This is a genomic window from Curtobacterium sp. PhB128, assembly GCF_004340725.1.
Lineage (GTDB): Bacteria > Actinomycetota > Actinomycetes > Actinomycetales > Microbacteriaceae > Curtobacterium.
The window spans coordinates 135,911-159,758 of record NZ_SLUR01000004.1 but is presented as its reverse complement, the minus strand read 5'-3'; the positions used below and the strand labels follow the sequence as shown (position 1 = coordinate 159,758).

Genomic DNA, 23,848 nt, shown 5'->3' with positions numbered 1-23,848 from the left:
AGTCACGTGACAGCCCTCCGAGGACTCGCTTTTCGCAACTATCGTAGCTACGGAGGTCCGGAATTCACCGCGCTCGTCTGCAGTAAAGTAAGTTTGATCGCCGGCCAGAATAACAGCGGAAAATCTAACGTTCTCCGAGCGGCGATGGAGATTCTAGGACCGTCTAGATCTCGATCCACATGGGACCGCCACGCGAGAACGCCCGACAGATCAAGCGAATTTCTTCTGCTCGTCGAACTCAACGACTTTCGCAGCGAATCCATCATAGAATCCAACCGGCCTCAATTGTTGCGCCTTGCGGAGGATGTGCGAGCAGCCTTTGCTCTACCCGAGCATCCGTCAGAGACGATATGGCTTCCCATCGACGCTTCGTCCGCCGCGCTCGACAACCCGTTGGTTAACGAGCTCGGCGACCATATCGGCGCTACTGACTACTCGGAGAGTCTCAGTCGTGCCATCACCTCAACCAGTGGCGGGCGACCTGGCGATGACATAAGGCGATCAGTTGCATTTCTCATTGGGGACCTTAAGCCTCGGCCGAACGCTTATTTCATCGAAGGCGACAGGGCAATAACTTCCGAAGCGAGCAGCGGCCATGCACTCAATGGGGCCGGCATTATTCGTCGACTGCTAGAACTTGAAAATCCCACTTCGGATCAGTTGAGCGATAAGCTGCGCTTCATTGCAATCCAGCAATTCGTACAGACTGTGATGGAGGACGAATCTCTCACCATCAGCATCCCGCACACCGCCGAAACAATTCACATCTCGAGCGGAGGCCTGACGCTGCCGATCGAGCACATGGGTACCGGTATTCACGAGGTAGTGATTATTGCGGCCGCCGCCACACTCCGAGAGAACTCTCTGTTCTGCCTGGAGGAGCCTGAGCTACACCTCCATCCGTTGTTGCAGCGGAAGCTCCTCAAGTACCTAGCAGAGCAGACCTCGAATACTTATCTGATCGCAACTCACTCTGCACACATGCTCGACTTGGGCATCGGTACAATAAACCACGTGCGCCATGAGGACGGAAGGTCCGCACTTACGATTGTTGGAAGCGCGGCCGAACAAGCAGAGGTTTGCGAAGATCTCGGCTATCGTCCGTCGGACCTAGTCCAGACGAACGCAATCATCTGGGTAGAAGGACCATCCGATCGAGTTTACCTCAACCACTGGCTCGAGTCCCTCGCGCCTGCAAGGTATCAGGAAGGTATTCACTACTCGATCATGTTCTACGGTGGAGGTCTACTTAGCGCCTTATCGCCGCTCGACGAACCCGAACTAGAAGAGTTTATTTCACTGCGCAGAATGAATCGTTACGTTGCAATCCTTATCGACTCAGATAAGCAGAGCTCCCGAGCAAAGCTAAACGCAAGCAAACTTCGTGTGATAGCTGAGTTCGAAGGGGACGCTGACCATAGTTTGGCATGGGTTACGTGGGGATACACTATCGAGAACTATGTTCCCCACGACCTCCTCTCCATGGCTATCCGCAAAGCTCATCCCCGCAAGGGAATTGCAACACACGCGGCAGCCGGGCGCTGGGAGAATCCGCTATCTGCCACACGCGTGGGGACAACACCGAGCAAAGTCGCAATATCACGAGAAGTAGTAAAGTCCTGGGAGATGCCGCTTTCCCGTCAGCTTGAGAAAGAGGTTCAGCGAGTCATTCAGCTGATTGAACGCGCCAATCGGCACGTAGCGTGATAGTTGCAGCAACGCTCTCGGACTTGGTTGCATCCTCGGCCTGAAAGCCGTCCGGAGGATACGATGACGGCCATGATCGGCACACTCGACATGGTCGTCCTGGACTGCGCAGACCCTCGCGGCTTGGCCCGCTTCTACGCGGAGCTGCTCGGTGGCGAGATCGTCGGCTTCGACGAGGACTGGGCCGAGGTCGCGCTCCCCTTCACCGACCAGCGGCCGCTCCTGGCGTTCCAGCAGGTCGAGGACTACCGCGCCCCGGAGTGGCCCGGGCAGCTCGTCCCGCAGCAGAGCCACCTCGACGTGAAGGTCGAGGACCTCAACGACGGCGAGGCCGCGGTCCTGGCCATCGGTGCGACCGCGACGGGATCGGCGACCGAGACGTTCCGCGTGTACCTCGACCCGGCTGGTCACCCGTTCTGCCTCATCCGCCCGAACGACTGAACCCGTTCGAGCGGCGGCATGCCGACCGTCGTAGCGCCCGCACCACGTCCATGCTGGCCCTATGACGGAACTCCGACCGATCGACGTGGGCACCTGGCCCCGCCGCGAGCACTTCGAGCACTACCGGCGGCGTGTGCAGTGCTCCTACGAGGTGACCGTCGACGTCGACGTCACGGCCTTCGTCGCAGCGGTCCGCACGAGCGCGGCGAAGACCTATGCGTCCCAGATCTGGGCGATCGCGACGGTGGTCAACCGTCATCCCGAGTTCCGGATGCAGCTGCTCGACGACGGCTCCCCCGGCGTCTGGGACGTCGTGCACCCGATGTTCACGGTGTTCCACCCGGACACGGAGACCTTCTCGGCGCTGGTGGTGCCCTACGACGAGGACCCCGGCCGGTTCCACGCCGCCGCGGTCGAGACGATGGATCGGTACCGGGACGACGTCCGGATGTTCCCGCAGGACGACCGGCCCCGGAACGTGTTCGACGTCTCGACCTTCCCCCGCACGTCGTTCACGGGGTTCGCGCTGCACGTCCGCGACGGGTACGACCACCTGTTGCCGATCATCACGCTCGGCAGGTACCGGACGGAGGGTGACCGCACGGTGATGCCGCTGGCGCTGCAGATCAACCACGCGGCGGCCGACGGTTTCCACACCTCGCGGTTGGTCCAGGAGCTCGAGGACCTGCTCGCGGACCCGTCTTGGCTGGCGTGACGGTCCGACCCGCGCTGCCGACCGATGCGGCCGCGATGGCCCGCGTCCACGTCGCATCGTGGCGGACGACGTACCGCGGCCTGATGCGGGACGAGGTCCTCGACGACCCGTCCTTCGTCGTCCGTCGCGAAGCGTTCTGGACGGCGGCGCTCACCGACGCCCGGTTCGCAGCGAACCGGGTCGCCGTGGCCGAACACGAGGGAACGGTCGTCGGCATCGCCATGGCGGGTCCGGCGACCGGCGGGGCGGGTGCCGCAGACGTGCACCTCTTCGTCCTCTACCTGCTCGACGGTCACCACGGATCCGGCGCCGGCAGCGGGCTCCTCGACGCAGTGGTCGGCCCGGACGAGCGGGTCACGCTGTGGGTTACCGACCCGAATCCGCGTGCGCAGGCGTTCTACCGCAAGCACGGCTTCGTGCCGGACGGCAACGAGCAGGTCGACGACGGCGTCCGCGAGGTCCACATGGTCCGCGCCGGGAGTACAACGGCCCCATGACGAACGCCGTGGTGCACGTCGAACTCATCGGCCCCGACCCGGATCGGTTGCGCGCCTTCTACGCCGCACTGTTCGGTTGGGATGCGCCACCCGGAGCGCCGGTCGCTGCGGCCGTCTCCGATCAGACGTCGTACTCGTTCCTCGAACCCGTCGACGGCGCGGGTCCGGTCGCGGGCGGCATCGGCGGCGGTCCGGGCTTCGCCGCCCACGCGGTCTTCTACGTCGGGGTCGACGACGTCGCCGCCGCGCTGCAGGACGCGGAGCGCCTGGGCGGGTCGGTGGCACTGCCACCGACCCGGAACGAGGGCGGCGGGGTCACCGTCGCGCACTTCCGCGATCCTGCGGGCAACCTGGTCGGGGTGGCCGCGCCGCGCTGACGGACGATGCCGTCGTGTGCGCGAGACGCCGCGAAACGGCGCGGCGCCTCGGTGATGTGGAGGCGTCTCGGCACGACGACGGCGTCTCGCGTGGCAGACGACGACGATCGCGTCAGGACGACCGCGCCGCCAACGCCTGCTGGTTCTCGCGGCGGATCGCGTCGCCGCCCCGGCGACGCCACTCCCGCACGGTCCCCTTCCACGACGACACCTTCGCCCGCCCGAGCAGCACGTCGTTGATCGCGTTCGTCGCGAAGGTGCCGAGGGCCGGTCCGGTCGTCGAGTTCGTCGGCGAGTACAGGCCGTAGGCGGGGTTCGGCAGCCCGCGGTCGACCCACGACGACAGCGACTCGTAGACGGTGTCCGTCATCGTCGGGTTGCCCGAGTAGTACAACGGCAGCGGGCACTCGGTGAAGTACTGCAGGGGGAACTCGCCGAGCGCGGTCTCGCTGTTGCCCGTCTTCGTGAGGACCGGGGATCCGTCGCGGTACTCGAAGTCGCGGCCCTCGATGCCGAACTTGCGGTACATCCAGGCCTCGGTGCCGAAGGGCGACGCGCACCAGTTCAGGACCTCGAGGAGCATCTTCACGCGCTCCTCACCGCCGGCGGCGACGGCCGCGATCGCGTTGTTCGGGTCGCCGAGCCACGGCTTCGACTCCGCTCCGGACGGTCCGACGAAGGGGGCGATGGTCAGCTCGAACCCGCTGCCCGGGGTGGCCTGCTGCAGCAGTCCGGGGATGGCGCTGTACGTGTCGGAGAGCATGAGGGCGGAGCCCTGCACGAACCAGACCTTGCCGTTGTAGGCGGTGATGCTGTCCGGGTGGACGAGGTCTTCGGCGATGAGCTTCCGCGACACCTCGAGCAGGTCCTGGTACTCGTCCTGCTCGTACATGTGGGTGAACCGGCCGCCCTCGACCTGCCACTGGTTCGGCAGCCCGAGCATCGGACCGAGGATGTTCGTCGGCACCGAGGCGAGCGCCCAGCGGTTGCTGTGCGGGTCCGAGACGTCGCGGCAGACCTGCACGAACTCGTCGACGCTCGAGAACGCGGGGTCGACGCCGAGGGCTTCGAACCGGTCCTGCCGGCGGTACAGGGCCTGCGACGTCAACGGTCCGCGCGGGACGGGGACGCCGTAGATGCCGCCGGAGAAGACGGTGCCGCGCCACGACGCAGTCGGCAGGTTGGCGAGGTAGGGGTAGTCGCGGACGCCGCTGCCGGACAGGTGCGGACTGAGGTCTGCGGCCTTCGCTTCGAGGAACTGCGGCAGGTAGGGGAACGACCCGAACACCGTGAACACGTCGCCGAGGGTGTCGCCCGCGACCTGCGTGGCGAACTTGTTGCCGAAGTCGGCGTTCGGCGTGATGGTGAGGTCGAGGTCGATCCCCATCCGCTGGTCGAGCCCCTGCCAGTACGGGTTGCTGCCCTTCGAGGGCGGCACGGGCGAGTTCGTCGGCACGCTGCCGTGCACGGTCGAGCCGTCGCCGGGCTTGCCGTCGGTGGGCACGAGCGACGCCGGGATCTTCCGGAAGGCGCTCGGCATGAGGGCGCTCGTCTTCGGGAACGCCGGCTCCGGCCCGCCGGCCCACGGCACGTAGTCCGGCAGCGTGACCGCCTGGTTGATCGCCTTGACGTCGGTCGAGCGGGTCACGGTGGAGCAGCTGGCCAGGAGGCCCGTGGCTGCGACCCCGAGACCGCCCGCGATGAGCGCGCGGCGGGTGATTCCGTTGTTCGTCACGCTGGTCAGCCCTTCACCGCACCGGTCAGGACACCCTTGGCGAAGTGCCGCTGCAGGAACGGGTAGACGATGAGGATCGGCACGATCGAGACGACGAGGATCGCCATCTGGATCGAGGCCTGGGGTGGGAGGGCATCGGCGGACGCCCCGAGGTCGGCGCCACCGAGCTGCGCGTTGTTGATCACGTAGGTGCGGAGCACCAGCTGCAGGGGCCACTTCGCGGTGTCGTTGATGTAGAGCAGCGCGTTGAAGAACGCGTTCCAGTACCCGACGGCGTAGAACAGGCCGATGACGGCGAGGACGGCCTTCGACAGCGGCAGCACGATCCGCCAGAACACCGCGAAGTCCCCGGCACCGTCGATGCGTGCCGACTCGAGGAGCTCCTGCGGGATCGCCATGAAGAACGACCGCATCACGATGACGTTGAAGGCGCTCAGGGCGGTGGGCAGGATGAGCGCCCAGTACGAGTCGAGCAGCCCGAACTGCTTGACGACGAGGTAGTTCGGGATGAGGCCGGGCGCGAACAGCAGGCTGACGAGCACGAGGCCCAGCACAGCGCCCGACCCGTAGGAGCCCGGACGGCTGAGGGCGTAGGCGAGCATCGCGCTCACGAACAGGCTGATGAGCGTGCCGACGGTGGTGATGCCGATGCTCACGACCAGGGCCCGGGTGACGACACCGCCGGCGAAGATGCTCTCGTAGGCGCTGAGGTCGAAGCCCTTCGGCCACATCACGAACCCGCCGGCGTCGTTCACCTGGCTGGTGGGTGCGAGGCTCGTCGACACGATGCCGACGAACGGCAGGATCACCACGAGGCAGATCACGAGCAGGACCGCTCCGGTGAGCAGCCGTCCGGGCAGCGGAGCCGCGTCCGGGCCACCGCGCTTGCGCTTCTTCGCCCGTGGGACGGTCACGGTGTGCGTGGCGGTCATCGCGACTCCTTCTGGTAGACGCCCGCTTCACCGAAGACGTGCGCGAGCTTGTTGGCGCCGAGCACGAGCAGCACGCCCACGACGCCCTTGACGAGTCCGACGGCCGCGGCGACACCCCACTGCCCACCGAGCACGCCGTTGTTGTAGACGTAGGTGTCGAGGACCTCGCTGGCGGCACGACCGACGGCCTGCTGCTGCAGGATGATCTGCTCGAAGCCGACGGTGAGCGAGTCGCCGAGCCGCAGGATGAGCAGCAGGATGATGATGCCGCGCATGCCGGGCAGGGTGACGTGCCACAGCTGGCGCCAGCGCGAGGCGCCGTCCATCTTCGCCGCCTCGTACAGGCTGGCGTCGATCGAGCTGAGGACGGCGAGGAACAGGATCGTCGCCCAGCCGGTGTCCTTCCAGATCACCTGGCTGGTGAGCAGGGCGATGAACCCGTCGGGGTTGCCGAGGAAGTCGATCGCGTCACCGCCGGCGGCACGGATCGCGTTGTTCACGAGCCCGGAGCCGCCGAGGATCTGCTGGAACACCGCGACGACGATCACCCACGACAGGAAGTGCGGCAGGTACAGGATCGACTGCACGACGCCCTTGATCCGCTCGGACAGCAGCGAGTTGAGCATGAGCGCCAGGATGATCGGCGCGGGGAACACGAACACGACCTGCACGAGGGTGATCACGAGGGTGTTCCGGAGCGCGCCGAGGAACTCGCCGTTGCCGTCGAACACCACCGAGAAGTTCTCGAACCCGACCCAGGGGCTGCGGCCGAGCGGCACGAACGGCAGGTACTCCTGGAATGCGATGAGGTTCCCGAGCAGCGGCAGGTAGTGGAACCCGAGCAGCAGGGCGACTCCCGGCAGGCCCATCAGCAGCAGCACCCGGTCGCGGCGGATCCGCTGCCACGTGCTCCGTCGGCGGAGCCCGGGGTCGGGTGGTGGTGCGGTGTGCGCGGTGGTCGTCGCGCGGACGTCGAGCTTCGTCACTCGGTGGCCTCCTCCGTTGGATTCCTGCAGCGACCCTGACGTGCGGAGTTACAACGTGGCAATCCGTTGCCAAACGTTTCCATCGTTGTAACGCTCCAGTGAGCGCACACCCGCAGCCCCGCACGACGACTCCACCGGAGACCGGCCGCGCTACGCTCGTCCCGATGCGCGCAACCGTGCGGGACGTGGCCACCCTCGCCGGGGTGTCGCCGAAGACCGTCTCCAACGTCATCAACGGCGGCGTGGTGGTGCGCCCGGAGACCCGCGAGCGCGTCGAACGGGCCGTCGCCGAACTCGACTACGTGCCGAACCTGTCCGCCCGCGGGCTGCGGAACGGCCGCTCCGGTGCGATCGCCCTGACCCTTCCCGAGATGGGCAGCGCCTACTCCGCCGAACTCGCGCAGTGGTTCGTCGAACTCGCCCGCGAGCGCGGATGGGTCGTCCAGCTCGACCAGACCGGCAACGACCCGGCCCGCGAGCGCGAACTCGTCTCACGAGCCCGCGCCCACCTCGTCGACGGCCTCGTGCTCAACCCGGTGTCGCTCAGCGCGAGCGTCCTGGCCTCGACCGAGGGGCTGCCGCCGACCGTCGTGATCGGCGAGGTCGAACCCGAGCACGTCGACCAGGTGCACGTCGACAGCCGGGCCGCCGCCGAGCAGGTCACCGCCTACCTGGTGTCCCGGGGCCACCGCCGGATCGCGGTCGCCGGTGCCGCCCGGGCGTCCGAGCCCACCGCCACCAGTGAGCTGCGGGAACGTGGGTACCTCGCCGCACTCGCCACCGCCGGGATCGAACCGGACCCCGCACTGCGGGTGCCGCTGCCGTCCTGGACGACGAGTTCGGCAGCGACGGCGTTCGCAGCCTGGCTCGACGAGCACCCCCTGCCCGACGCCGTGTTCGCCTTCACGGACTCGATCGCCTTCGGCGTGCTGCACGTCCTGGCCGCCCGAGGTGTCCGCGTCCCCGAGGACGTCAGCGTCATCGGGTTCGACGACATCGACGGTGCGGCGTACGCGATCCCCGCACTCAGCACGGTGTCGTTCGACCGGCGGGCGTTCGCGACGGCAGCACTCGACCTGCTGACCCGACGGATCGAGGACCGGAGCCTGCCGCCCGAGACCGTGGTGGTGCCGCACCGCATCGTCGAGCGCGCGAGCGTCGCCGACCGCTGACCGCTGACCGCTGACCGCTGATCGCTGATCGCTGATCGCTGATCGCTGATCGGCGTACGCTCCGCGGCATGACCAGCGAAGACGCCTCGATGCCGACGCTCGCCGCGACCGTCCTGCAGTCCCCGGAGCCGATCGCCCTCGCCCGGTTCTACGGCGCCCTGACCGGGTGGACCGTGTACGAGGACGACCCGACCTGGTCCCGCATCCGCCCCGCCGAGGGCCCGGGTCTGTCCGTGCAGTACGAGCCCGAGTACGTCGCGCCGACCTGGCCCGGCACCGCCGATGCCCCCGGCATGCAGCTGCACCTCGACTTCCAGGTGGAGGACCTGCCGGCAGCCGTCGCCCGCGCCGAGGAGCTCGGTGCCACAGAGGCCGCGTTCCAACCGCAGGACGACGTCCGGGTGCTGCTCGACCCCGACGGGCACCCGTTCTGCCTGTTCCTGCCCGGGGCCTGAGGCAGGCTGGCCGCGCCCCGAGGTTTCACAACATGCCGGATGATCTCCGCCGAGGTTCCGAACTGCGGCGATCCGAGCGCCGACATGCCGAGATTTCGGAACCTCGGGGACGAGACGAGACGAGACGGGACGACACGACACGGGACGGGACGGGCGCGGGGACGGGCGCGGGGACGGGACGGGCGCGCCTCAGGCCGGGTCGGCGGCCGCCAGGACCGCGGCGCGCGTGCGGGCGTCACCGAGGATCCGGAAGTGCCCGCCCACCGGCAGCCGCACGTTCGTCGCCCCGGACAGTTCACTGCCCTCGGGGATGAGCGTGTCGAACACCCCGTAGACCGATGTGATGCGGGCGTTCGCGTCGAGCTCCCGCGCCAGTCCGGCCAGCACGGGGTCGGCCGCCCGGAACACCCGCAGGTGCCGTACCGGAGCCAGTCGCGCGTAGCCCGACCCGGCGAACGGCGTCGACACGGCGACCATGCGGTCGATGCGGCCGTGGTCGTCGAGCTGGGTCATCGCGTACTTCCCGATGAGCCCGCCCTTGCTGTGCGCGAGCACGAGCACGTTCCGCAGGTCGTGCTCCTCGAGGTACGCGAACACGTCGCGCGCCGAGTCCGGCACCGGCCGCAGGTTGTGCCGCAGCACCGGCAGCATGTGCACCGGGTGCCCGCGGTCGTGCAGGGCGTCCATGAGCGGCCGCATGAAGTGCCAGGTCTCGTAGACGCCGGGGATCACCACGACGGGCTGGCCGTCACCGGTCCGGTAGTCGTCAGCGGTGGTGGGCCCGAGGCTCCGCACCTGCCACGAGATCGCGTACCACCAGTCGAGTGCGGCCCACCTCGCGCGTCGCACCAGCGGGATGCCGGGAGGCACGGGTCGGCCCGTGCGCGCCGGCTCCGTGCGGAACGTGGTCGGGTCCGTCTCCAGCTCATCGCGCACGCCCCGAGGGTACGCGGCGGTTCGCAGCACTGCGTCAGGCTCGTCATCGGCTGCACATAGGGGCGCGGTGTGCACTGCCTTCCATGAGCGACACCACTCCCACGAACGGCCACGAGCCGGGCAACGCCGCCCGCACTCCCTCGGCAGCGGCACCGGCCGGCTGGGGTTCGGCCCCGACCCCGACCTCCACGGCGACCCTCGACGCACCCGCACCGAACCAGTACGCCCAGCAGCCCTACCGCCCCGACGCCGGATCCTGGAACGCGGGCGACCCGAACGGCGCCACCCCGTGGTACGGCGCCTCGGCCCCGACGAGCCGGAAGAGCGCACCGAAGCCGCCGTGGTTCTGGCCCGTCCTGGCTGCGATCGTCGGGCTGGCGGCGCTGCTCGTCGGCGGTGGCATCGGCTTCGCCATCGGGCATGCGATCGGTGGGGACCAGTCCCAGTCGACGACGCAGGTGCCCGGCACGAACGGCGGCACGAACCAGTTCCCGGGCAACGGCACCGGGCAGCTCCCCGGGTACGGATCCGGCAGCGGCACGGACGGCAGCAGCAGCGACAGCGGCACCGGCAGCTGATCCGCAGTACGCTCCGGCCATGCGCAAGGTCACCGCAGGGCTGTTCACGTCGGTCGACGGCGTCGTGCAGGACCCGTACGAGTTCCAGTACGACAGCTTCGACGACGAGCTCGGAGCCGGGATGGGCGCGTTCATGGCCCGCACCGACACCGTCCTGCTCGGCAGGAACAGCTACCTCGAGTGGTCCGAGTGGTGGCCGGCGCACCCCGACGACGGCTTCGGGCAGTGGATCAACCCGATCGAGAAGTACGTGGCCTCCACGACGCTCGGCGACGACCTGACGTGGCAGAACACCTCCAGGATCCCGGGCGACCTCGACACCTTCGTCCGCGAGCTCAAGGAACGCGACGGCGCCGGCATCGCGGTGTGCGGCAGCGTGAGCGTCGTCCGGCACCTGCTGTTCGCTGGGCTCCTGGACGAGCTCCAGCTGATGGTGCACCCGGCGATCGCCGGCTCCGGCCGGAAGCTCTTCGAGCCGACCGACCCGGCCACGCGCCTGCGGCTGGTCGACAGCACCGTGACGAGCAAGGGGAACGTCGTGAGCACCTACGCACGGCTCGACGCCTGACGGAGCCGACCCGGGCCTCCCGGTCGGCAGTGGACGGGAGCGGTCCACAGCGCGCGTACCCTCGTGGGTGACCACCTCACGAACCGAAGAAAGCCGGATCAGCATGCCCCAGGACACCCGCCCGCACGTCGTCATCGTCGGCGGTGGATTCGCCGGTGTCGCTGCCATGCGCGAGCTGGCGGACGCTCCCGTCCGGGTGACGCTCGTCGACCGGCACGTCTACAACATGTTCCAGCCCCTCATGTACCAGGTGGCGACGGGCGGGTTGAACGCCGGCGACGTGACGTACTTCCTGCGCAGCCTGCGCGCCAAGCAGGACAACGCCGAGTTCCGGCACGGCCTGCTCACCGGCATCCGGACCGACGAACGCATCGCCGAGATGTCCGACGGCGAGCACCTGCACTACGACTACCTGGTGCTCGCGAACGGCGTGAACACGAGCTACTTCGGCACCCCGGGCGCCTACGAGTACGCGTACTCGATGTACTCCCGCTCGCAGGCCCTGCGGATCCGCGACGAGCTGTTCACCCGGCTGGAAGAGGCTGCCGCGAACCAGGGCCCCGACGAGATCAAGATCGTCATCGTCGGCGGCGGCGCGACCGGCGTCGAGATGGCCGGCGCGCTCGCGGAGCTCCGCGACCAGGCACTCGAGGGGGCGTACCCCGAGCTCGACAAGGGTGCCATCACGATCACCCTCGTGCACCGCAGTGGCGAACTGCTCAAGCCGTTCGCCCCGCGCCTGCGCCGGTACGCGGCCAAGGTCCTGCGGAAGCGCGGCGTCGTCCTCCGGCTGAACACCGGCGTCTCCGAGGTCAAGACCGACGGCGTGATGACGGCCGACGGCGAGTTCATCCCCGCTTCGCAGGTCATCTGGGCCACCGGCGTCGCCGCCCACAAGGAGGTGTCGGGCTGGGGCCTGCCGCAGACCAGCGGCGGACGCATCCAGGTCGGCGACGACCTGCGCGTCAACGGCGCCGAGCGGATCTTCTCGGCCGGGGACATCGCGGCGCAGTCCGATGCCCTCGCCCAGCTGGCCCAGCCGGCGCTGCAGGGTGGACGGCACGTCGCGAGGCAGATCAAGCGTCTGCTCGAGGGCAAGCCCACCGAGCACTTCAAGTACTTCGACAAGGGCACGATGGCGACCATCGGCACGAACGCCGCGGTCGCGCAGCTGCGGGGTGGCATCACGCTCGTCGGGCCCGTCGCGTGGCTGGCGTGGGTGGCGGTGCACATCGCGTCGCTGCTCGGCAACGGCAACCGGCTGTCGACGCTGTCGCACTTCTTCGTCCGCTACCTGTGGTTCATGCGGAAGCGTGCCATCCCGATCGTCGGCGACGTCCGGCCCGTGCGCCCGAACGGCGACCGCGAGCCGGAGCCGTGGCAGATGCAGAAGTCCGAGTAGTCGGCGCCGACGCGCTCGCGCGTCGCGCGTCGCGCGTCGCTTCGCGGTTCGCTTCGTGAGTAGAAATGGTCGGGTCCGGAGACGGAACCCGACCATTTCTGCTCACCATGCGCCGTGGTTCGGACCGGCGACGGCCGGGAGGCGCGGGGCGGGGCCGCCACGGGCCTCCCGTCCGTTGCCGGGGCGCGTGGGGCTGGCGCCGACTCGGAACGACCATGTCGACGTCGTGCGACATCGAACTCGTCGTTCGGAGTCTCGCGGGGACCGGTCGCCTACGCGACCCGCACGCCGGAGTAGGCGCCGGCGGCGATGTCCTCGAGCAGCCCCGGGCCGGTCGGCTCCCACCCGAGGAGCTCGCGGGTGGCGTCGGACGTGGCGGACATCTCCATGCCGAAGAACCGGCCGATGAACCCGAAGTGCGCGTCCGCGTCCGCCGGGTCGATCGAGGTCACCGGCAGCCCGAGGACCTCGCCGATGGCCTCGGCGATCGCCCGGGTCGGGATCGCGGTCTCGGCGACGGCGTGCAGCCGCGTGCCGGCGGGGGCCTGCTCCAGACCGAGGCGGACGAGCCGGGCGGCGTCGGTGACGTGCACGGCGGACCAGCTGTTCGTGCCGTCGCCGACGTAGCCGGAGACGCCGCGCTGCCGGGCGGCGCCGACGATCGCGGCGATGAAGCCGTGGTCACCGGTGCCGTGCGTGGTGGGGCTGAACCGGGCAGCGATCGTGCGTACCCCCTGGCCGACGAAGTCGAAGCCGCGGTTCTCGCTGCCGCCGCGCATGCTGTCCGGGCCGACGAACGGGTTGGCGTCCGCTTCGGTCGAGGGGCGGCCCTGGGCGAGCCCGGCGACGCCCGATGCGAGGACGAACGGGCGGTCGGTGCCGACGAGCGCTGCACCGATGGTCTCGACGGCGGCCCGCTCGCTGGCATTGGTGGCGGCGGCGTTCGCCCAGTCGTGCTTGTTGGCGAGGTGCAGCACGCCCTCGGCCTCGGAAGCGCCCCGGCGGATGGCGTCCAGGTCGTCGAGGTCGCCCCGGACGACGACGACGCCCTTCGCCTCGAGTGCTGCGGCCGAGGCGTCGGAGCGGGCGAGCCCGGTGACGGTGTGTCCGGCGGCGAGCAGGTCGTCGACGGTGTGGGAGCCGATCCAGCCGGAGGCCCCGGTGACGAACACGTGCATGAGTGGTCCTTTCGCAGGTGTCCACGGCGGTGATGTCATGAACTGACATCACCGTAGCACTCGATGTCAGCCGCTGTCATCAAGGCGTTCTGATCAGTAGACTCTCCGCATGGCCCGATGGCAACCCGGAACGCGTGAACGACTGCAGGCGGTCGCGCTGCAGCTCTTCGCGTCCGAGGGCTACGACGGCACCACGGTCGCGCGGATCGCCGCCGAGGCCCAGGTCACCGAGCGCACCTTCTTCCGGCACTTCGCCGACAAGCGCGAGGTCCTGTTCGCCGGCCAGGACGACTTCCTCGCGATGTTCGTCGACCCGATCACGGCCGCCCCGGCCGACGCGGCGCCCTTCGACCTGGTCGGCCGCGCCCTCGACGCCGCCGCCGGGTTCTTCCCCGAGGACCGCCGGTCGTGGTCGCGGGCCCGGCAGACGATCATCGACGCGAACGCAGCGCTCGGCGAACGGGAGCTCGGCAAGCTCGCCACCCTGAAGGCACGCCTGGGCGTGGTCATGCGCGAGCGCGGCGTCCCCGAACCGACGGCGACGATGGCCGCCGAGACCGCCGTGACGGTGTTCCACCTGTCCTTCGCTCAGTGGATCGCTCCGGATGAGGACCGCCCGTTCGCTGCGATCGTGCACGAACGACTCGACGCCCTGGCGACGCTGGTGCACCCCGGGCGTTGAGTCGGCTCTTACCTGCCGCGCGCATCATGTGACGATCCGGTCACGACGCGTCCCGCTGTCGTGGCCTCCCGATCGCGCAGGAGGTGCCCGTGACGACCGACGTGCTCTCGCCCGAGCGGGTCCGCGCGACGACGGCACCTGGCCGCGCGACGACCGCGCCCGGCCACGCGACGACCGCGCGGGGCCGGGCCGACGGCGACCCGACGGGCCGGACGCCACCGCCCCCGCTCACCCATCGCGCACCCGCCCTCGACGGACTCCGGACCATCGCGATCCTCGCCGTCGTCCTGTACCACCTACACGTCCCGCAGTTCGAGGGCGGCTTCATCGGCGTGACGGTGTTCTTCGTGCTGTCCGGCTTCCTGATCACCACGCTGCTGCTCGGTGAACGCCGACGCACCGGTCGTGTCCGGCTGGGTTCGTTCTGGCTCAAGCGCCTGCTCCGGCTCTACCCCGCGCTGCTCGTGTTCGTCGCGGTGGGCCTGCTGCTGTGGAACTGGGTCGGTGACTACAAGGGCGCGTCGTTCTCGGCGGGCGAGGCCGGGGTCATCGCCCTGACCTACACCGGCAACCTCTTCCGCGCGTTCTGGGACACCACGCAGGGCGTGTTCGCGCACACGTGGAGCCTGTCGATGGAGGAGCAGTTCTACCTGGTCTGGCCACCCGTGCTCGTCCTGCTCGCGACACTGCGGGCCCGACGGCGCTGGCTGCTGACGGGCCTCGGCGTCCTGGTGGTCGGGGCGTCTGCGGCGTCGTGGGCGAGCTACCGGTCCCCGAGCGGCGGCGCCACCCCCGACGTGTACTTCTCGCCGGTGCTCGGCGTCGTACCGCTCGCGCTCGGGTGCGCGCTCGCGCTGCTGCTCGACGACGAACGGGTGCGCGTCCGGGCAGCCGGGGTCGCCGGACACGTCGCGACCTGGACCGGCCTCGGTCTCCTGGTGGGTGTGCTGCTCTGGATCGACGACGACTGGACGCAGCACGCCTGGACCTTCGGTGTCGTCCTGCCGGTCACCGGGGTGATCTCGGCGATGCTCATCGGTGGCCTGGTGTCGGTGCGCTCGCCCGTCGCCACGGCGCTGAGCTGGACCCCGGTGGCGTGGTTCGGACGACGGGTGTCGTACTCGGCCTACCTGTGGCACCCGCTCGTCATCGCGCTGCTCGGCACGTTCGCGATCGGCGCGTGGGGCACGGTCGGGCTGGTCGGCATCGTGCTGCTCGTGTCGATCGGTGCCGCCTACGCGGTCGAGGTCCCCGTGGAGCGGCTCCGTCGCCGGCTGCGCACGAGCAGTGCAGCTGTGCGCGGCTCGACCGCCCGACCGTAGGCTCGGCCCGTGACCACGGAGCGCACCGACGTCCTCGTCGTCGGCGGTGGTCCCGTCGGCCTCTTCCTCGCCGCGCTGCTGGCTGCGCGGGGCATCGCCGTGCAGGTGTGGGAGCGTCGCCCCGGTCCACCCGAGGGGTCGCGCGCCATCGGCATCCACCCGCCGTCCCTCGACGCCTTCGCCGCGATCGGGCTCGACGTCCCGGTGCTCGCCGAGGCCACCGTCGTGCGCACCGGCGTCGCGCGGAGCCGCGGGCGGACGCTCGGCACGCTGACCTTCGACCGTGCCTCGGACACCCACCCGTACGTCGCGACGCTCGACCAGCACCGCACCGAGTCCCTGCTGCGGGACCGGCTGGCCGCTGCCGACGGAGCCGCGCTGCGCACCGGCACGACGGTGACCACCCTGTCCCGGCACCGTGACCACGTCGACGCGGTCGGCACCGGCCCGGACGGCGCACGGGTCACAGTCCGGGCGGCGTTCGTCGTCGGGGCCGACGGCGCACGGAGCGTCGTCCGTGACCTGCTCGGCATCGGCACCACCGGACGCGACTACCCCGACCGCTACGTGATGGGCGACTTCGCCGACCCCGAAGGCGCCGACGCCCGGACCGCGGCCCTGGTGGACGTCGGCCCCGGAGGCGTCGTCGAGTCCTTCCCCCTGCCGCACGGTCGGCGCCGGTACGTCGCCCTGGTGCCGGACTCGCTGGCGTTCGCCCCGAGCGGCGCGACCCCCGACCCGGAGACGGCGGCACGACTGGCCGCGATCGTCGCCGCACGCACCGGCGTCGTCCCGGATCCGTCCTCCTGCACGATGCTCAGCGGCTTCCGGGTGCGGCGCCGCGTCGCCGACCGCGTCGGGGTCGGCCGGGTCGTGCTCGTCGGCGATGCCGCCCACGAGATCAGCCCGATCGGCGGGCAGGGCATGAACCTCGGCTGGCTCGACGCGGCCGAGCTCGCGCCGTTGCTCGCCGGTGCGGTCCGGACCGGCGTGCCCGGACCGTGGCCCGGCTACGCCGCCCGCCGGCAGGCAGCCGCCCGCCGTGCGGCCCGGCAGGCCGAGGCGAACATGGGCCTCGGTCGTCCGCTCGGTGCCGTCTCCGCCATCGGACGGGAGGCGCTGCTCCGGACCGTCCTGTCGCTGCCGACCGCGCACGGCCTGGCTCGGCTCTACGCCATGCGCTGGGCCTGACGGCTCGCGTCGGCGCGCGGCCGGCTCGCGTCAGGCGACGAGCCGCGCCCCGGCGAACCCGAGCTCGACGACGAGCACCAGGGACGACGCGATGACGAGCCGGAACAGGGTCCGCGACGCCCGTCCCGCCAGCACCAGCCGGACCCCCACCACGGCGAGCGCCAGCACGACGACCGCCCCGACCACGGCGAGCACGACCCCGATGCCGCGGACCGGGTCGTCGCCGAGCACCTGTCCGCCGAGCACCAGGCCGGCCGCGACGACGAGCGACCCGAACGCGACGATCCCGGCTCCCCGGAGCCCGAGGCGGTGCGGGAACCCGCGGACCCCGGTGGCGGCGTCGTCGACCAGGTCGGGCAGGACGTTCGTGCAGTGGATCGCGACGCCGAACACCGCGCCGGTGGCGATCGCCCACCACGCCGGCCACAGCCCCTCGGGACCGGCGGACACCGCGACCACGGGCAGCAGCCCGAACGCGACGACGAACGGCACGACCGACCACACGGTGCGCTTGAGCCCGGCGTCGTAGGCCCACCCGGCGGCGACGAGCACCAGGTGCGCGACAGCGGCGACGGGCCCGAGGAACAGCGAGAGGACCACGGCGGCACCGGCCGTCACGAACGCCGCCGTGCGGACCGTCTCCACCGCGATGAGTCCGCGGGCGACGGGTTTGTCGCTCCGGCCGACGGCACGGTCGCGGTCGGCGTCGATCCAGTCGTTCGCCAGGCCGATCGACAGCTGTCCGGCGACCACCGTCAGCGCGACCAGGACCACGAGCCACACCGGGTGTCCGACGGCCGCGGCGATGACGGCGGCGAGCACCGTGACCGTGACCGTCGGGCCGGGGTGGGACGAGGCGAACAGCAGTCGCACCACGTGGGGGTCCTGGCCGGAGGTCACCCGGCCAGCGTACGGGCGGGGCGTGCCGGACGACGCAGACTCCGGCGGCCGAGCACCCCCGAGGCCAGCGCGATGCCGAGCAGCACGACCAGTCCACCGACCGGTTCGTTCCACCGCACGCGCTCACCGAGCACGAGCACGCCGAGCGCCACGCCGACCACCGGCGTCAGGTAGGTGACCGTCGACGCCCGACCGGCGCCCCACGCCTGCACCAGGCGCGTGTTCCACGCGTAGGCCAGCCCGGTGCCGACGCAACCGAGCGCGACCATCGCGGCCACGATCCTCCCGTCCAGCTGTACCGGGCCGGTGGCGATGGCGGGCGCGACCAGCAGGAGCATGCCGGACGCCAGCGTGAGCTGCACCGTCGCGATCGTGACCGGGTCGTACGCGCTGCCCACCGCCACGCGCCGCAGGTAGGCGAGGCCGATGCCGTAGGACGCGGTCATGCCGAGCAACGCGACCTGCCCCGGGACGCTCGCCAGGACGGCCGGGTCGCCGAGCAGGTCCCACGGACCGACGAGCACCAGCACGCCGACGATGCCGACCACGATCCCGGCCACCTGCCGGCCCCGCAGCCGTTCGGAGGGCACGAGCACCGCGAGCGCCGCCAGCGTCATGATCGGGGTCGTCGCGTTGTAGATGCTCGCGAGCCCGGACGGCACGGTCTGCTCGGCCCACGCCATCAACGACGACGGCAGGGCGTTCAGGAAGAACGCGACGACCGCCAGGTGCGCCCACACGCGGGGCTCCCGCGGCCAGCGCCGACGGGTCGCGAGCAACAGCACGACGAGCGTCACGCCGCCCAGGACGGTCCGCACGGTGGCGACCTGCTGCGGTGCGAGTCCGTCGAGGCCGATCTTCGCGAAGAGGAAGCTCGAGCCCCAGGTGAGGGCGACGAGACCGTAGAGGAGGGCGTTCATGTGGCCTAGTGTCGAACCACCAACGCCCATGCGGCAAACGCATGGGGTTCATGCCGACATGAGGAGCACGCATGACCGTCTCGGTCCCCCAGCTCCGTGCGTTCGTCGCCACGCTCGACGCCGGGTCGTTCACGTCCGCGGCCTCCGTGCTCGGCGTCGGCCAGTCGGCCGTCTCGCACGCCGTCGCCGGGCTCGAGCGCGAGGTCGGCGGGCCGGTCGTCCGGCGCGGCGCGGTCGCCGTCCCGACACCCCTGGGCGACCGCCTGCTCGCCCACGCCCGCAGCGTGCTCGCCTCGGTCGACGCCCTGGAGGCAGTGGTCCGGCCCGCCACGGCGCGCGGCACCGTGCGACTCGCGGCCGTCCCCACCGTCTGCCAGGGCCTGCTGCCGCGGCTCCGCGAACTGTGGGCGGTGACGTTGCCCGACGTCGACGTGCAGGTCTACGAGGGCGACGACGACGAGATGCCCGAGTGGCTCGAGAGCGGCACCGTGGACGCTGCCGTGCTCGTCGACCCCGCGCCGGTGCCGGCCGGGGGCGTCGTCGTCGCCCGGGACGAGATGGCCGCCGTCGTCCGGCGCGACCACCCGCTCGCCGAGCTGCCCGCGCTCACGCTCGACGACCTGCACGAGGACGGCCTGGTCGCGGGCGGCGGCGGGTGCGAGTACCAGATCCAGAAGCTGCACGAGCTCGACGGACGCCCCTTCCGGTACGCCCACCGCGTGCGGGAGATGAGCACCATGTTCGGGATGATCGAACGGGGCGAGGGCGTCTCGATCGTGCCGACGCTCGGCCGGGTGATGCTGCCGCCGGACCTCGTGATGGTGCCGATGGCCCGGCGACTCGAGCGGACCCTGGTGCTGAGCGGCCCGTCGTCGCGCGAGTGGCACCCGCTGGCGAGGGCGCTGGTCGACGCGGTCTGACGGGTTGCACTTGCAAGTGCAACCCCGGTACCGTTGAGCCAGTTGCCCACCAACGGACGCGAGACGGAGACCCGATGCGCCAGACCACGACGCCACGGCCCCTCCGCGTCGACGAGGTCGCTCGCGCCGAGGCCGTCGACCTCGTCGAGCGCGCTGGCGATCGACAGGTCGCGACCGTCGAGCTCCACCTCGACGACGGCACGGAACTCGTGCTCCCGGAGCGACTCGGAGGCTTCGTCGCGAACCTCGTCCGCAGCATGGCCGACGGGGCTGGCGTGTCGACGAGCATCCTCCCCGACGAGATGACGACGACCGTCGCCGCCGACGTCATCGGGATCTCCCGACCCACCTTGATGAAGGCCATCGGCCGAGGTGAGATCGCTGCACACACTGTCGGGACCCACCACCGGCTCCGGCGCGCGGACGTCCTCGCAGCCCGAGACGCACGACGGGTCACCCGCGCTGCGGCAGCTCGCGAACTGCTCGAGTCCGGTGAGGCCTTCGACTGACACCCGGTCAAGGTAGGCTTGATATGTGATGCTTCAGCGGGTCTTCGTCGACGCGAACGTCTTCTGCAGCCGGACGTTGCGAGACTGGACGTGCCTGCTCCGACTCCACACGGACGGCATGTTCCAGCTCCACACGACCGAGGACGTACTGGCCGAGACCACGCACACCCTCCGCCGACTGCACCCCGACAGGCCGGGGTCGGCCGTCTCCCGGCTGCGAGCAGCGATCCTCGACTCGATCGACGAGCTCGTCGACGACTTCGACGCCACGGTCGAGTACCACGGAACCGATCCCGACGACCGGCACGTGCACGCCGCCGCGATCGCCTGCGGGGCGCACGTCCTCCTCACGCAGGACCGTGGTCTCCGCGCGACGGATGCAGCGATGTACGAGGTGTACCGCTGTGACGAGTTCTTCAGCCTGGTCGACGACTCGGCGCCGTGGATCGTGCGCGACGTCGTGCGCGAGCAGGCGCGGTACTGGTCCAGCCGTCCCCGCGGCGCACGGAAGAGCCTGCCCGGGGCGCTCCGTGACGCCGATTGTCCGACGTTCGCCGGGCGGGTGGAACGACATCTGCGGTTCCTCGCCGGATGACCGTGCGCTGAACGGACGACGGGGACCCCTCGGCAGGATGGACCGATGGCCGAGACGCACGTGAAGACCTTCACCACCCCGGACGAAGCGGCAGCCGAAGCCGCCGGCCTCGGCTGGCTCGCCGAGGCCGAAGACGCTGGCGGCACCAGGATCGCGCGGGTGCTGGACCGGCCGGCCACGACCGTGCTCGACCTCGAGCTGATCACTGACGGCTCCCCCACCGCCGCACAGGCCGAGCGCTTCGGACGCTCCCTCGCGCACACCCACGCCGCCGGCGCCGACCACTGGGGCGCACCGCCCGCCGGCTGGACGACGGGTTCCGCGCTCCGGATGGGACGCTCCCGCACCCCGTTCGTCGACGCAGCGCATGCACCGAGTACCTGGGGCGCGTTCTTCGCCGAGTACCGGATCCGCGACTTCGTCCGCCGAATCGTCGACGCCGGCGGGTTCGACCACGCCCAGGCGGCCGTGTTCGAGCGGGTCGCCGACCGGGTGCAGGACGGCACGCTCGGGTCGCCGCAGCCCGCACTCGTCGGGGACCGGCCCGCGCGGCTGCACGGCGACCTGTGGGCCGGCAACGTGCTCTGGCCGACGGACGCGTCCGAACCGACCGGCGCGGTGCTCATCGACCCGATCGCGCACGGCGGGCACGCCGAGACCGACCTGGCGCTGCTCGGACTGTTCGGGCTGCCTCGGTTGGAGACGGTGCTCGCCGCCTACGACCGGGAGTCGCGGCTCGCCGACGGCTGGCAGGAGCGCGTCGAGCTCCACCAGCTCGCGCCGCTGCTGCTGCACGTGTTCCTGTTCGGTGGGTCGTACACGGGGGCGGCCCTGCACGCGGCGCAGCGGTACGCCTGACCGCGCACGGTGCAGGCTCGCACCGTGCATCCTTAGGCCGCGCACAGCCGGCGCAGTGCCGCGCTCGGGGAACGCCCCGGATGCTCATCGACATGACCACGTACCCGATACCCGTGACCGATCGAAGGGGCCCCGCGCTGACCGACGCGCAGGATCGGCGTCGCAAGCCGCTCGCCCGCCTGTTCCTCGGCGAGCGCGAGGACGCCCGCTGGCTCCGGCCGGCGTTCTGGGCGCTCCTCGCCGTGACCGCCGTGGTGTACCTCTGGGACCTCAGCGTCTCGGGGTACGCCAACAGCTTCTACGCCGCCGCCGTGCAGGCCGGCACGAAGTCGTGGGAGGCGTTCTTCTTCGGCTCCCTCGACTCGTCGAACTTCATCACGGTCGACAAACCCCCGGCGTCGCTCTGGGTGATGGTGTTGTCCGCGCGGCTGTTCGGCTTCTCGAGCTTCAGCCTGCTGCTCCCGCAGGCGCTCATGGCCGTGGGCTCGGTCGCACTGGTGTGGGGCACGGTTCGCCGCACCCTCGCCCGCGTCGGCACCACCACCGCGAACGTGGGCGCGCTGCTCGCCGGCTTCGTCGTCGCGGCCACGCCGGCGGCGGCCCTGATGTTCCGCTTCGACAACCCGGACGCGATGCTCGTGTTCCTGATGACCGCCGGCGCGTACTGCACCGTGCGGGCGCTGCCGCGGGGCAGCTGGAAGTGGATCGCACTGGCCGGGGTCGCCCTCGGCTTCGCGTTCCTGACGAAGATGCTGCAGGGGCTGCTCGTCCTGCCGGCCTTCGGCCTCGTCTACCTGTTCGCCGCCCGCACCACCTGGGGCAAGCGCGTCATCGGGCTGCTCATCGCCGCGGGGTCCCTCGTGGTGTCGGCCGGCTGGTGGGTCGTCGCCGTGTGGTTGTGGCCGGCCGAGTCCCGCCCGTACATCGGCGGTTCGACGAACAACACCGTCCTCGACCTGGTGTTCGGCTACAACGGCCTCGGTCGGATCTTCGGCGGCTCGGGCAACGGCGGCGGAGGCGGCGGCATGACCGGCGGCACCGCGGGTGGCTCCTTCGGTGGCTCGACGGGCCTGAACCGGCTGTTCTCGTCCGAGATGGGGCTCGAGATCTCGTGGCTCCTGCCCGCAGCGCTCATCGCGCTGATCGTCGGTCTGGTCGTCGTCGGACGCCGTCACCTGGCCGACCCGGCCCGCGCCGGACTCGTCCTGTGGGGCGGCTGGCTCCTGGTCACCGGCCTGGTGTTCTCGTACATGTCCGGCACGATCCACCCGTACTACACGGTCGCGTTGGCACCGGCGATCGCCGGACTCGTCGGCACCGGCGGCGCGCTGCTCTGGCACGCACGAGCGCGGTTCGTCGGCCGGATCGGCCTGGCCGCCATGATCGGCATCACCGCCTTCTGGGGCTGGTGCCTGCTCAACGAGAACCCGACGTGGCTGCCGTGGCTCCGCTGGGTGATGCTGGCCGGCGGGCTGCTGTCCGCAGCGCTCGTGGTGATGGGCAGTGTCCCGTCGCTCCGCAAGCTGGTCACGGTCGGCGTCCTCGCCGGCACCCTGTTCGGGCTGTCCGGCACCACCGCCTACGCCCTCGCCACGACGACCGTCGCGCACTCCGGTTCGATCCCGAGCGTCGGTCCGGCGGGCAGCAGCTCCGGTGGGATGGGCGGCGGCGGCACGGGTGGCATGCCGGGAGGCACGGGCGGACCGGGTGGGTCGACCTCCGGCTCCGACGACGGCGGCTCCGACAGCACGTCCGACTCCCAGCAGGGTCCCGGCGGGACCCCGCCGGAGGGCGCGTCCGGCGAGGCGCCGGAGATGCCGGACGGCACGTCCGGCACGGCACCGGGCAGTGGCCAGGACGGCACGGACGACGCGACCTCCGAGGGTGGGTCGGGGACGGGCCTCCAGACCGGGGGCGGTGGCGAAGGTGCGTCGACCTCGTCGGCACTGCAGAAGCTGCTCGAGGCGTCCGACGCGAAGTGGGCGGCCGCCGTCAACGGATCGCAGTCGGCCGCGCAGCTCGAACTCGACACCGACACCGCCGTCATGGCGATCGGTGGCTGGTCGAGCGACCCGGCACCCACGCTCGCCCAGTTCAAGGCGTACGTCGCCGACGGGGACATCGGGTACTACGTCTCCTCCGGCTCCGGTGGCGGCGGGATGGGCGGCGGGTCGTCCACCGCATCGGCGATCCAGGAGTGGGTCGCGGCGAACTACGAGTCGACGACGGTCGGCGGGCAGACCGTCTACGACCTGAGCAGCACGAAGTGATC

The 23,848-nt window shown here is 70.5% G+C and carries 25 protein-coding genes; 18 read left to right on the top strand and 7 right to left on the bottom strand.

What is annotated here, in order from left to right:
• Nucleotides 1-6 precede the first annotated feature (6 nt).
• From EDF23_RS08955 to EDF23_RS08935, 5 genes are all read left to right on the top strand, one after another.
• Nucleotides 7-1,707: an AAA family ATPase gene (locus EDF23_RS08955; RefSeq protein WP_165901070.1), complete on the top strand. Its 1,701-nt coding sequence runs from the start codon at nt 7-9 to the stop codon at nt 1,705-1,707.
• A 63-nt stretch (nt 1,708-1,770) separates the two neighbouring features.
• A complete protein-coding gene (locus EDF23_RS08950; protein ID WP_207895466.1) occupies nt 1,771-2,148 on the top strand; it encodes a VOC family protein in 378 nt (125 codons plus the stop codon).
• Between the two features lie 61 nt (nt 2,149-2,209).
• Nucleotides 2,210-2,863 (top strand): CatA-like O-acetyltransferase, encoded by a 654-nt coding sequence (locus EDF23_RS08945; RefSeq protein ID WP_131921454.1) that lies wholly within the window; start codon nt 2,210-2,212, stop codon nt 2,861-2,863.
• Nucleotides 2,860-3,360, top strand: coding sequence for a GNAT family N-acetyltransferase (locus tag EDF23_RS08940; protein ID WP_243648870.1), 501 nt, complete (start codon nt 2,860-2,862; stop codon nt 3,358-3,360). Before EDF23_RS08945 ends, EDF23_RS08940 begins: the two co-directional genes overlap by 4 nt.
• Nucleotides 3,357-3,737: a VOC family protein gene (locus EDF23_RS08935; RefSeq protein WP_131921453.1), complete on the top strand. Its 381-nt coding sequence runs from the start codon at nt 3,357-3,359 to the stop codon at nt 3,735-3,737. Before EDF23_RS08940 ends, EDF23_RS08935 begins: the two co-directional genes overlap by 4 nt.
• Before the next feature lie 112 nt (nt 3,738-3,849).
• Here the strand turns inward: EDF23_RS08935 and EDF23_RS08930 are convergent, their stop codons facing one another.
• From EDF23_RS08930 to EDF23_RS08920, 3 genes are read right to left on the bottom strand one after another with little or no spacing between them, the layout of a single operon-like run.
• Nucleotides 3,850-5,472 carry an extracellular solute-binding protein gene (locus EDF23_RS08930; protein ID WP_131921452.1) on the bottom strand — a complete coding sequence of 541 codons (1,623 nt, stop codon included), beginning with the start codon at nt 5,470-5,472 and terminating at the stop codon, nt 3,850-3,852.
• 5 nt (nt 5,473-5,477) lie between these two features.
• A complete protein-coding gene (locus EDF23_RS08925; RefSeq protein WP_123291805.1) occupies nt 5,478-6,404 on the bottom strand; it encodes a carbohydrate ABC transporter permease in 927 nt (308 codons plus the stop codon).
• A complete protein-coding gene (locus EDF23_RS08920) occupies nt 6,401-7,390 on the bottom strand; it encodes an ABC transporter permease subunit (RefSeq protein WP_235036018.1) in 990 nt (329 codons plus the stop codon). The genes EDF23_RS08925 and EDF23_RS08920 overlap by 4 nt, the downstream gene beginning before the upstream one ends.
• A gap of 164 nt (nt 7,391-7,554) precedes the next feature.
• Between EDF23_RS08920 and EDF23_RS08915 the strand changes: the two genes are divergently transcribed.
• Both EDF23_RS08915 and EDF23_RS08910 read left to right on the top strand, forming a co-directional pair.
• Nucleotides 7,555-8,562 (top strand): LacI family DNA-binding transcriptional regulator, encoded by a 1,008-nt coding sequence (locus EDF23_RS08915; RefSeq protein WP_123938407.1) that lies wholly within the window; start codon nt 7,555-7,557, stop codon nt 8,560-8,562.
• Nucleotides 8,563-8,630: 68 nt separating this feature from the next.
• On the top strand, nt 8,631-9,017 hold the full coding sequence (locus tag EDF23_RS08910; RefSeq protein ID WP_243648869.1) for a VOC family protein: 387 nt from the start codon (nt 8,631-8,633) through the stop codon (nt 9,015-9,017).
• Nucleotides 9,018-9,206: 189 nt separating this feature from the next.
• Here the strand turns inward: EDF23_RS08910 and EDF23_RS08905 are convergent, their stop codons facing one another.
• Nucleotides 9,207-9,953, bottom strand: a complete 747-nt coding sequence (locus EDF23_RS08905; protein WP_347812707.1) for an alpha/beta hydrolase — start codon at nt 9,951-9,953, stop codon at nt 9,207-9,209.
• Between the two features lie 83 nt (nt 9,954-10,036).
• Between EDF23_RS08905 and EDF23_RS08900 the strand changes: the two genes are divergently transcribed.
• The 3 genes from EDF23_RS08900 (at nt 10,037) to EDF23_RS08890 (ending at nt 12,501) form a co-directional block, all read left to right on the top strand.
• Nucleotides 10,037-10,531 (top strand): hypothetical protein, encoded by a 495-nt coding sequence (locus EDF23_RS08900; RefSeq protein ID WP_131921451.1) that lies wholly within the window; start codon nt 10,037-10,039, stop codon nt 10,529-10,531.
• Nucleotides 10,532-10,550: 19 nt separating this feature from the next.
• Nucleotides 10,551-11,099 carry a dihydrofolate reductase family protein gene (locus tag EDF23_RS08895; protein WP_131921450.1) on the top strand — a complete coding sequence of 183 codons (549 nt, stop codon included), beginning with the start codon at nt 10,551-10,553 and terminating at the stop codon, nt 11,097-11,099.
• Between the two features lie 103 nt (nt 11,100-11,202).
• Nucleotides 11,203-12,501, top strand: coding sequence for an NAD(P)/FAD-dependent oxidoreductase (locus EDF23_RS08890; protein ID WP_131921449.1), 1,299 nt, complete (start codon nt 11,203-11,205; stop codon nt 12,499-12,501).
• 272 nt (nt 12,502-12,773) lie between these two features.
• On the opposite strand, the gene EDF23_RS08885 is transcribed toward EDF23_RS08890, so the two are convergent.
• Nucleotides 12,774-13,679 carry an SDR family oxidoreductase gene (locus EDF23_RS08885; RefSeq protein ID WP_131921448.1) on the bottom strand — a complete coding sequence of 302 codons (906 nt, stop codon included), beginning with the start codon at nt 13,677-13,679 and terminating at the stop codon, nt 12,774-12,776.
• Nucleotides 13,680-13,788: 109 nt separating this feature from the next.
• Between EDF23_RS08885 and EDF23_RS08880 the strand changes: the two genes are divergently transcribed.
• The 3 genes from EDF23_RS08880 (at nt 13,789) to EDF23_RS08870 (ending at nt 16,874) form a co-directional block, all read left to right on the top strand.
• Nucleotides 13,789-14,361, top strand: coding sequence for a TetR/AcrR family transcriptional regulator (locus EDF23_RS08880; RefSeq protein WP_131921447.1), 573 nt, complete (start codon nt 13,789-13,791; stop codon nt 14,359-14,361).
• Between the two features lie 89 nt (nt 14,362-14,450).
• Nucleotides 14,451-15,683, top strand: coding sequence for an acyltransferase (locus EDF23_RS08875; protein WP_165901069.1), 1,233 nt, complete (start codon nt 14,451-14,453; stop codon nt 15,681-15,683).
• A gap of 9 nt (nt 15,684-15,692) precedes the next feature.
• Nucleotides 15,693-16,874, top strand: a complete 1,182-nt coding sequence (locus EDF23_RS08870) for an NAD(P)/FAD-dependent oxidoreductase (RefSeq protein WP_131921445.1) — start codon at nt 15,693-15,695, stop codon at nt 16,872-16,874.
• Between the two features lie 30 nt (nt 16,875-16,904).
• Here EDF23_RS08870 and EDF23_RS08865 read toward each other — a convergent pair whose 3' ends face one another.
• Nucleotides 16,905-17,774, bottom strand: a complete 870-nt coding sequence (locus EDF23_RS08865) for a UbiA family prenyltransferase (RefSeq protein ID WP_243648868.1) — start codon at nt 17,772-17,774, stop codon at nt 16,905-16,907.
• Nucleotides 17,771-18,694 (bottom strand): DMT family transporter, encoded by a 924-nt coding sequence (locus tag EDF23_RS08860; protein WP_111084731.1) that lies wholly within the window; start codon nt 18,692-18,694, stop codon nt 17,771-17,773. Before EDF23_RS08860 ends, EDF23_RS08865 begins: the two co-directional genes overlap by 4 nt.
• A 71-nt stretch (nt 18,695-18,765) precedes the next feature.
• Here EDF23_RS08860 and EDF23_RS08855 point away from each other — a divergent pair, with 71 nt between their 5' ends.
• From EDF23_RS08855 to EDF23_RS19730, 5 genes are all read left to right on the top strand, one after another.
• Nucleotides 18,766-19,614 carry a LysR family transcriptional regulator gene (locus tag EDF23_RS08855; protein WP_131880419.1) on the top strand — a complete coding sequence of 283 codons (849 nt, stop codon included), beginning with the start codon at nt 18,766-18,768 and terminating at the stop codon, nt 19,612-19,614.
• A gap of 74 nt (nt 19,615-19,688) precedes the next feature.
• Nucleotides 19,689-20,123, top strand: coding sequence for an excisionase family DNA-binding protein (locus tag EDF23_RS08850; protein ID WP_131921444.1), 435 nt, complete (start codon nt 19,689-19,691; stop codon nt 20,121-20,123).
• Between the two features lie 28 nt (nt 20,124-20,151).
• Nucleotides 20,152-20,718, top strand: a complete 567-nt coding sequence (locus tag EDF23_RS08845) for a PIN domain-containing protein (RefSeq protein ID WP_132099842.1) — start codon at nt 20,152-20,154, stop codon at nt 20,716-20,718.
• Between the two features lie 45 nt (nt 20,719-20,763).
• Nucleotides 20,764-21,576, top strand: a complete 813-nt coding sequence (locus EDF23_RS08840; protein ID WP_131880415.1) for a fructosamine kinase family protein — start codon at nt 20,764-20,766, stop codon at nt 21,574-21,576.
• 113 nt (nt 21,577-21,689) lie between these two features.
• Nucleotides 21,690-23,846, top strand: coding sequence for a glycosyltransferase family 39 protein (locus EDF23_RS19730; RefSeq protein ID WP_279388196.1), 2,157 nt, complete (start codon nt 21,690-21,692; stop codon nt 23,844-23,846).
• The last annotated feature ends 2 nt before the right edge of the window (nt 23,847-23,848 follow it).

Bases quoted from the DNA above. Each gene is read 5' to 3' on its own strand.
- EDF23_RS08935 (WP_131921453.1), top strand. From the start codon at position 3,357: ATGACGAACGCCGTGGTGCACGTCGAACTCATCGGCCCCGACCCGGAT.
- EDF23_RS08845 (WP_132099842.1), top strand. From the start codon at position 20,152: ATGCTTCAGCGGGTCTTCGTCGACGCGAACGTCTTCTGCAGCCGGACG.
- EDF23_RS08910 (WP_243648869.1), top strand. From the start codon at position 8,631: ATGACCAGCGAAGACGCCTCGATGCCGACGCTCGCCGCGACCGTCCTG.
- EDF23_RS08850 (WP_131921444.1), top strand. From the start codon at position 19,689: ATGCGCCAGACCACGACGCCACGGCCCCTCCGCGTCGACGAGGTCGCT.
- EDF23_RS08895 (WP_131921450.1), top strand. From the start codon at position 10,551: ATGCGCAAGGTCACCGCAGGGCTGTTCACGTCGGTCGACGGCGTCGTG.
- EDF23_RS08915 (WP_123938407.1), top strand. From the start codon at position 7,555: ATGCGCGCAACCGTGCGGGACGTGGCCACCCTCGCCGGGGTGTCGCCG.
- EDF23_RS08890 (WP_131921449.1), top strand. From the start codon at position 11,203: ATGCCCCAGGACACCCGCCCGCACGTCGTCATCGTCGGCGGTGGATTC.
- EDF23_RS08945 (WP_131921454.1), top strand. From the start codon at position 2,210: ATGACGGAACTCCGACCGATCGACGTGGGCACCTGGCCCCGCCGCGAG.
- EDF23_RS08925 (WP_123291805.1), bottom strand. From the start codon at position 6,404: ATGACCGCCACGCACACCGTGACCGTCCCACGGGCGAAGAAGCGCAAG.
- EDF23_RS08855 (WP_131880419.1), top strand. From the start codon at position 18,766: ATGACCGTCTCGGTCCCCCAGCTCCGTGCGTTCGTCGCCACGCTCGAC.
- EDF23_RS08950 (WP_207895466.1), top strand. From the start codon at position 1,771: ATGACGGCCATGATCGGCACACTCGACATGGTCGTCCTGGACTGCGCA.
- EDF23_RS08840 (WP_131880415.1), top strand. From the start codon at position 20,764: ATGGCCGAGACGCACGTGAAGACCTTCACCACCCCGGACGAAGCGGCA.
- EDF23_RS08860 (WP_111084731.1), bottom strand. From the start codon at position 18,694: ATGAACGCCCTCCTCTACGGTCTCGTCGCCCTCACCTGGGGCTCGAGC.
- EDF23_RS08885 (WP_131921448.1), bottom strand. From the start codon at position 13,679: ATGCACGTGTTCGTCACCGGGGCCTCCGGCTGGATCGGCTCCCACACC.
- EDF23_RS08900 (WP_131921451.1), top strand. From the start codon at position 10,037: ATGAGCGACACCACTCCCACGAACGGCCACGAGCCGGGCAACGCCGCC.
- EDF23_RS08880 (WP_131921447.1), top strand. From the start codon at position 13,789: ATGGCCCGATGGCAACCCGGAACGCGTGAACGACTGCAGGCGGTCGCG.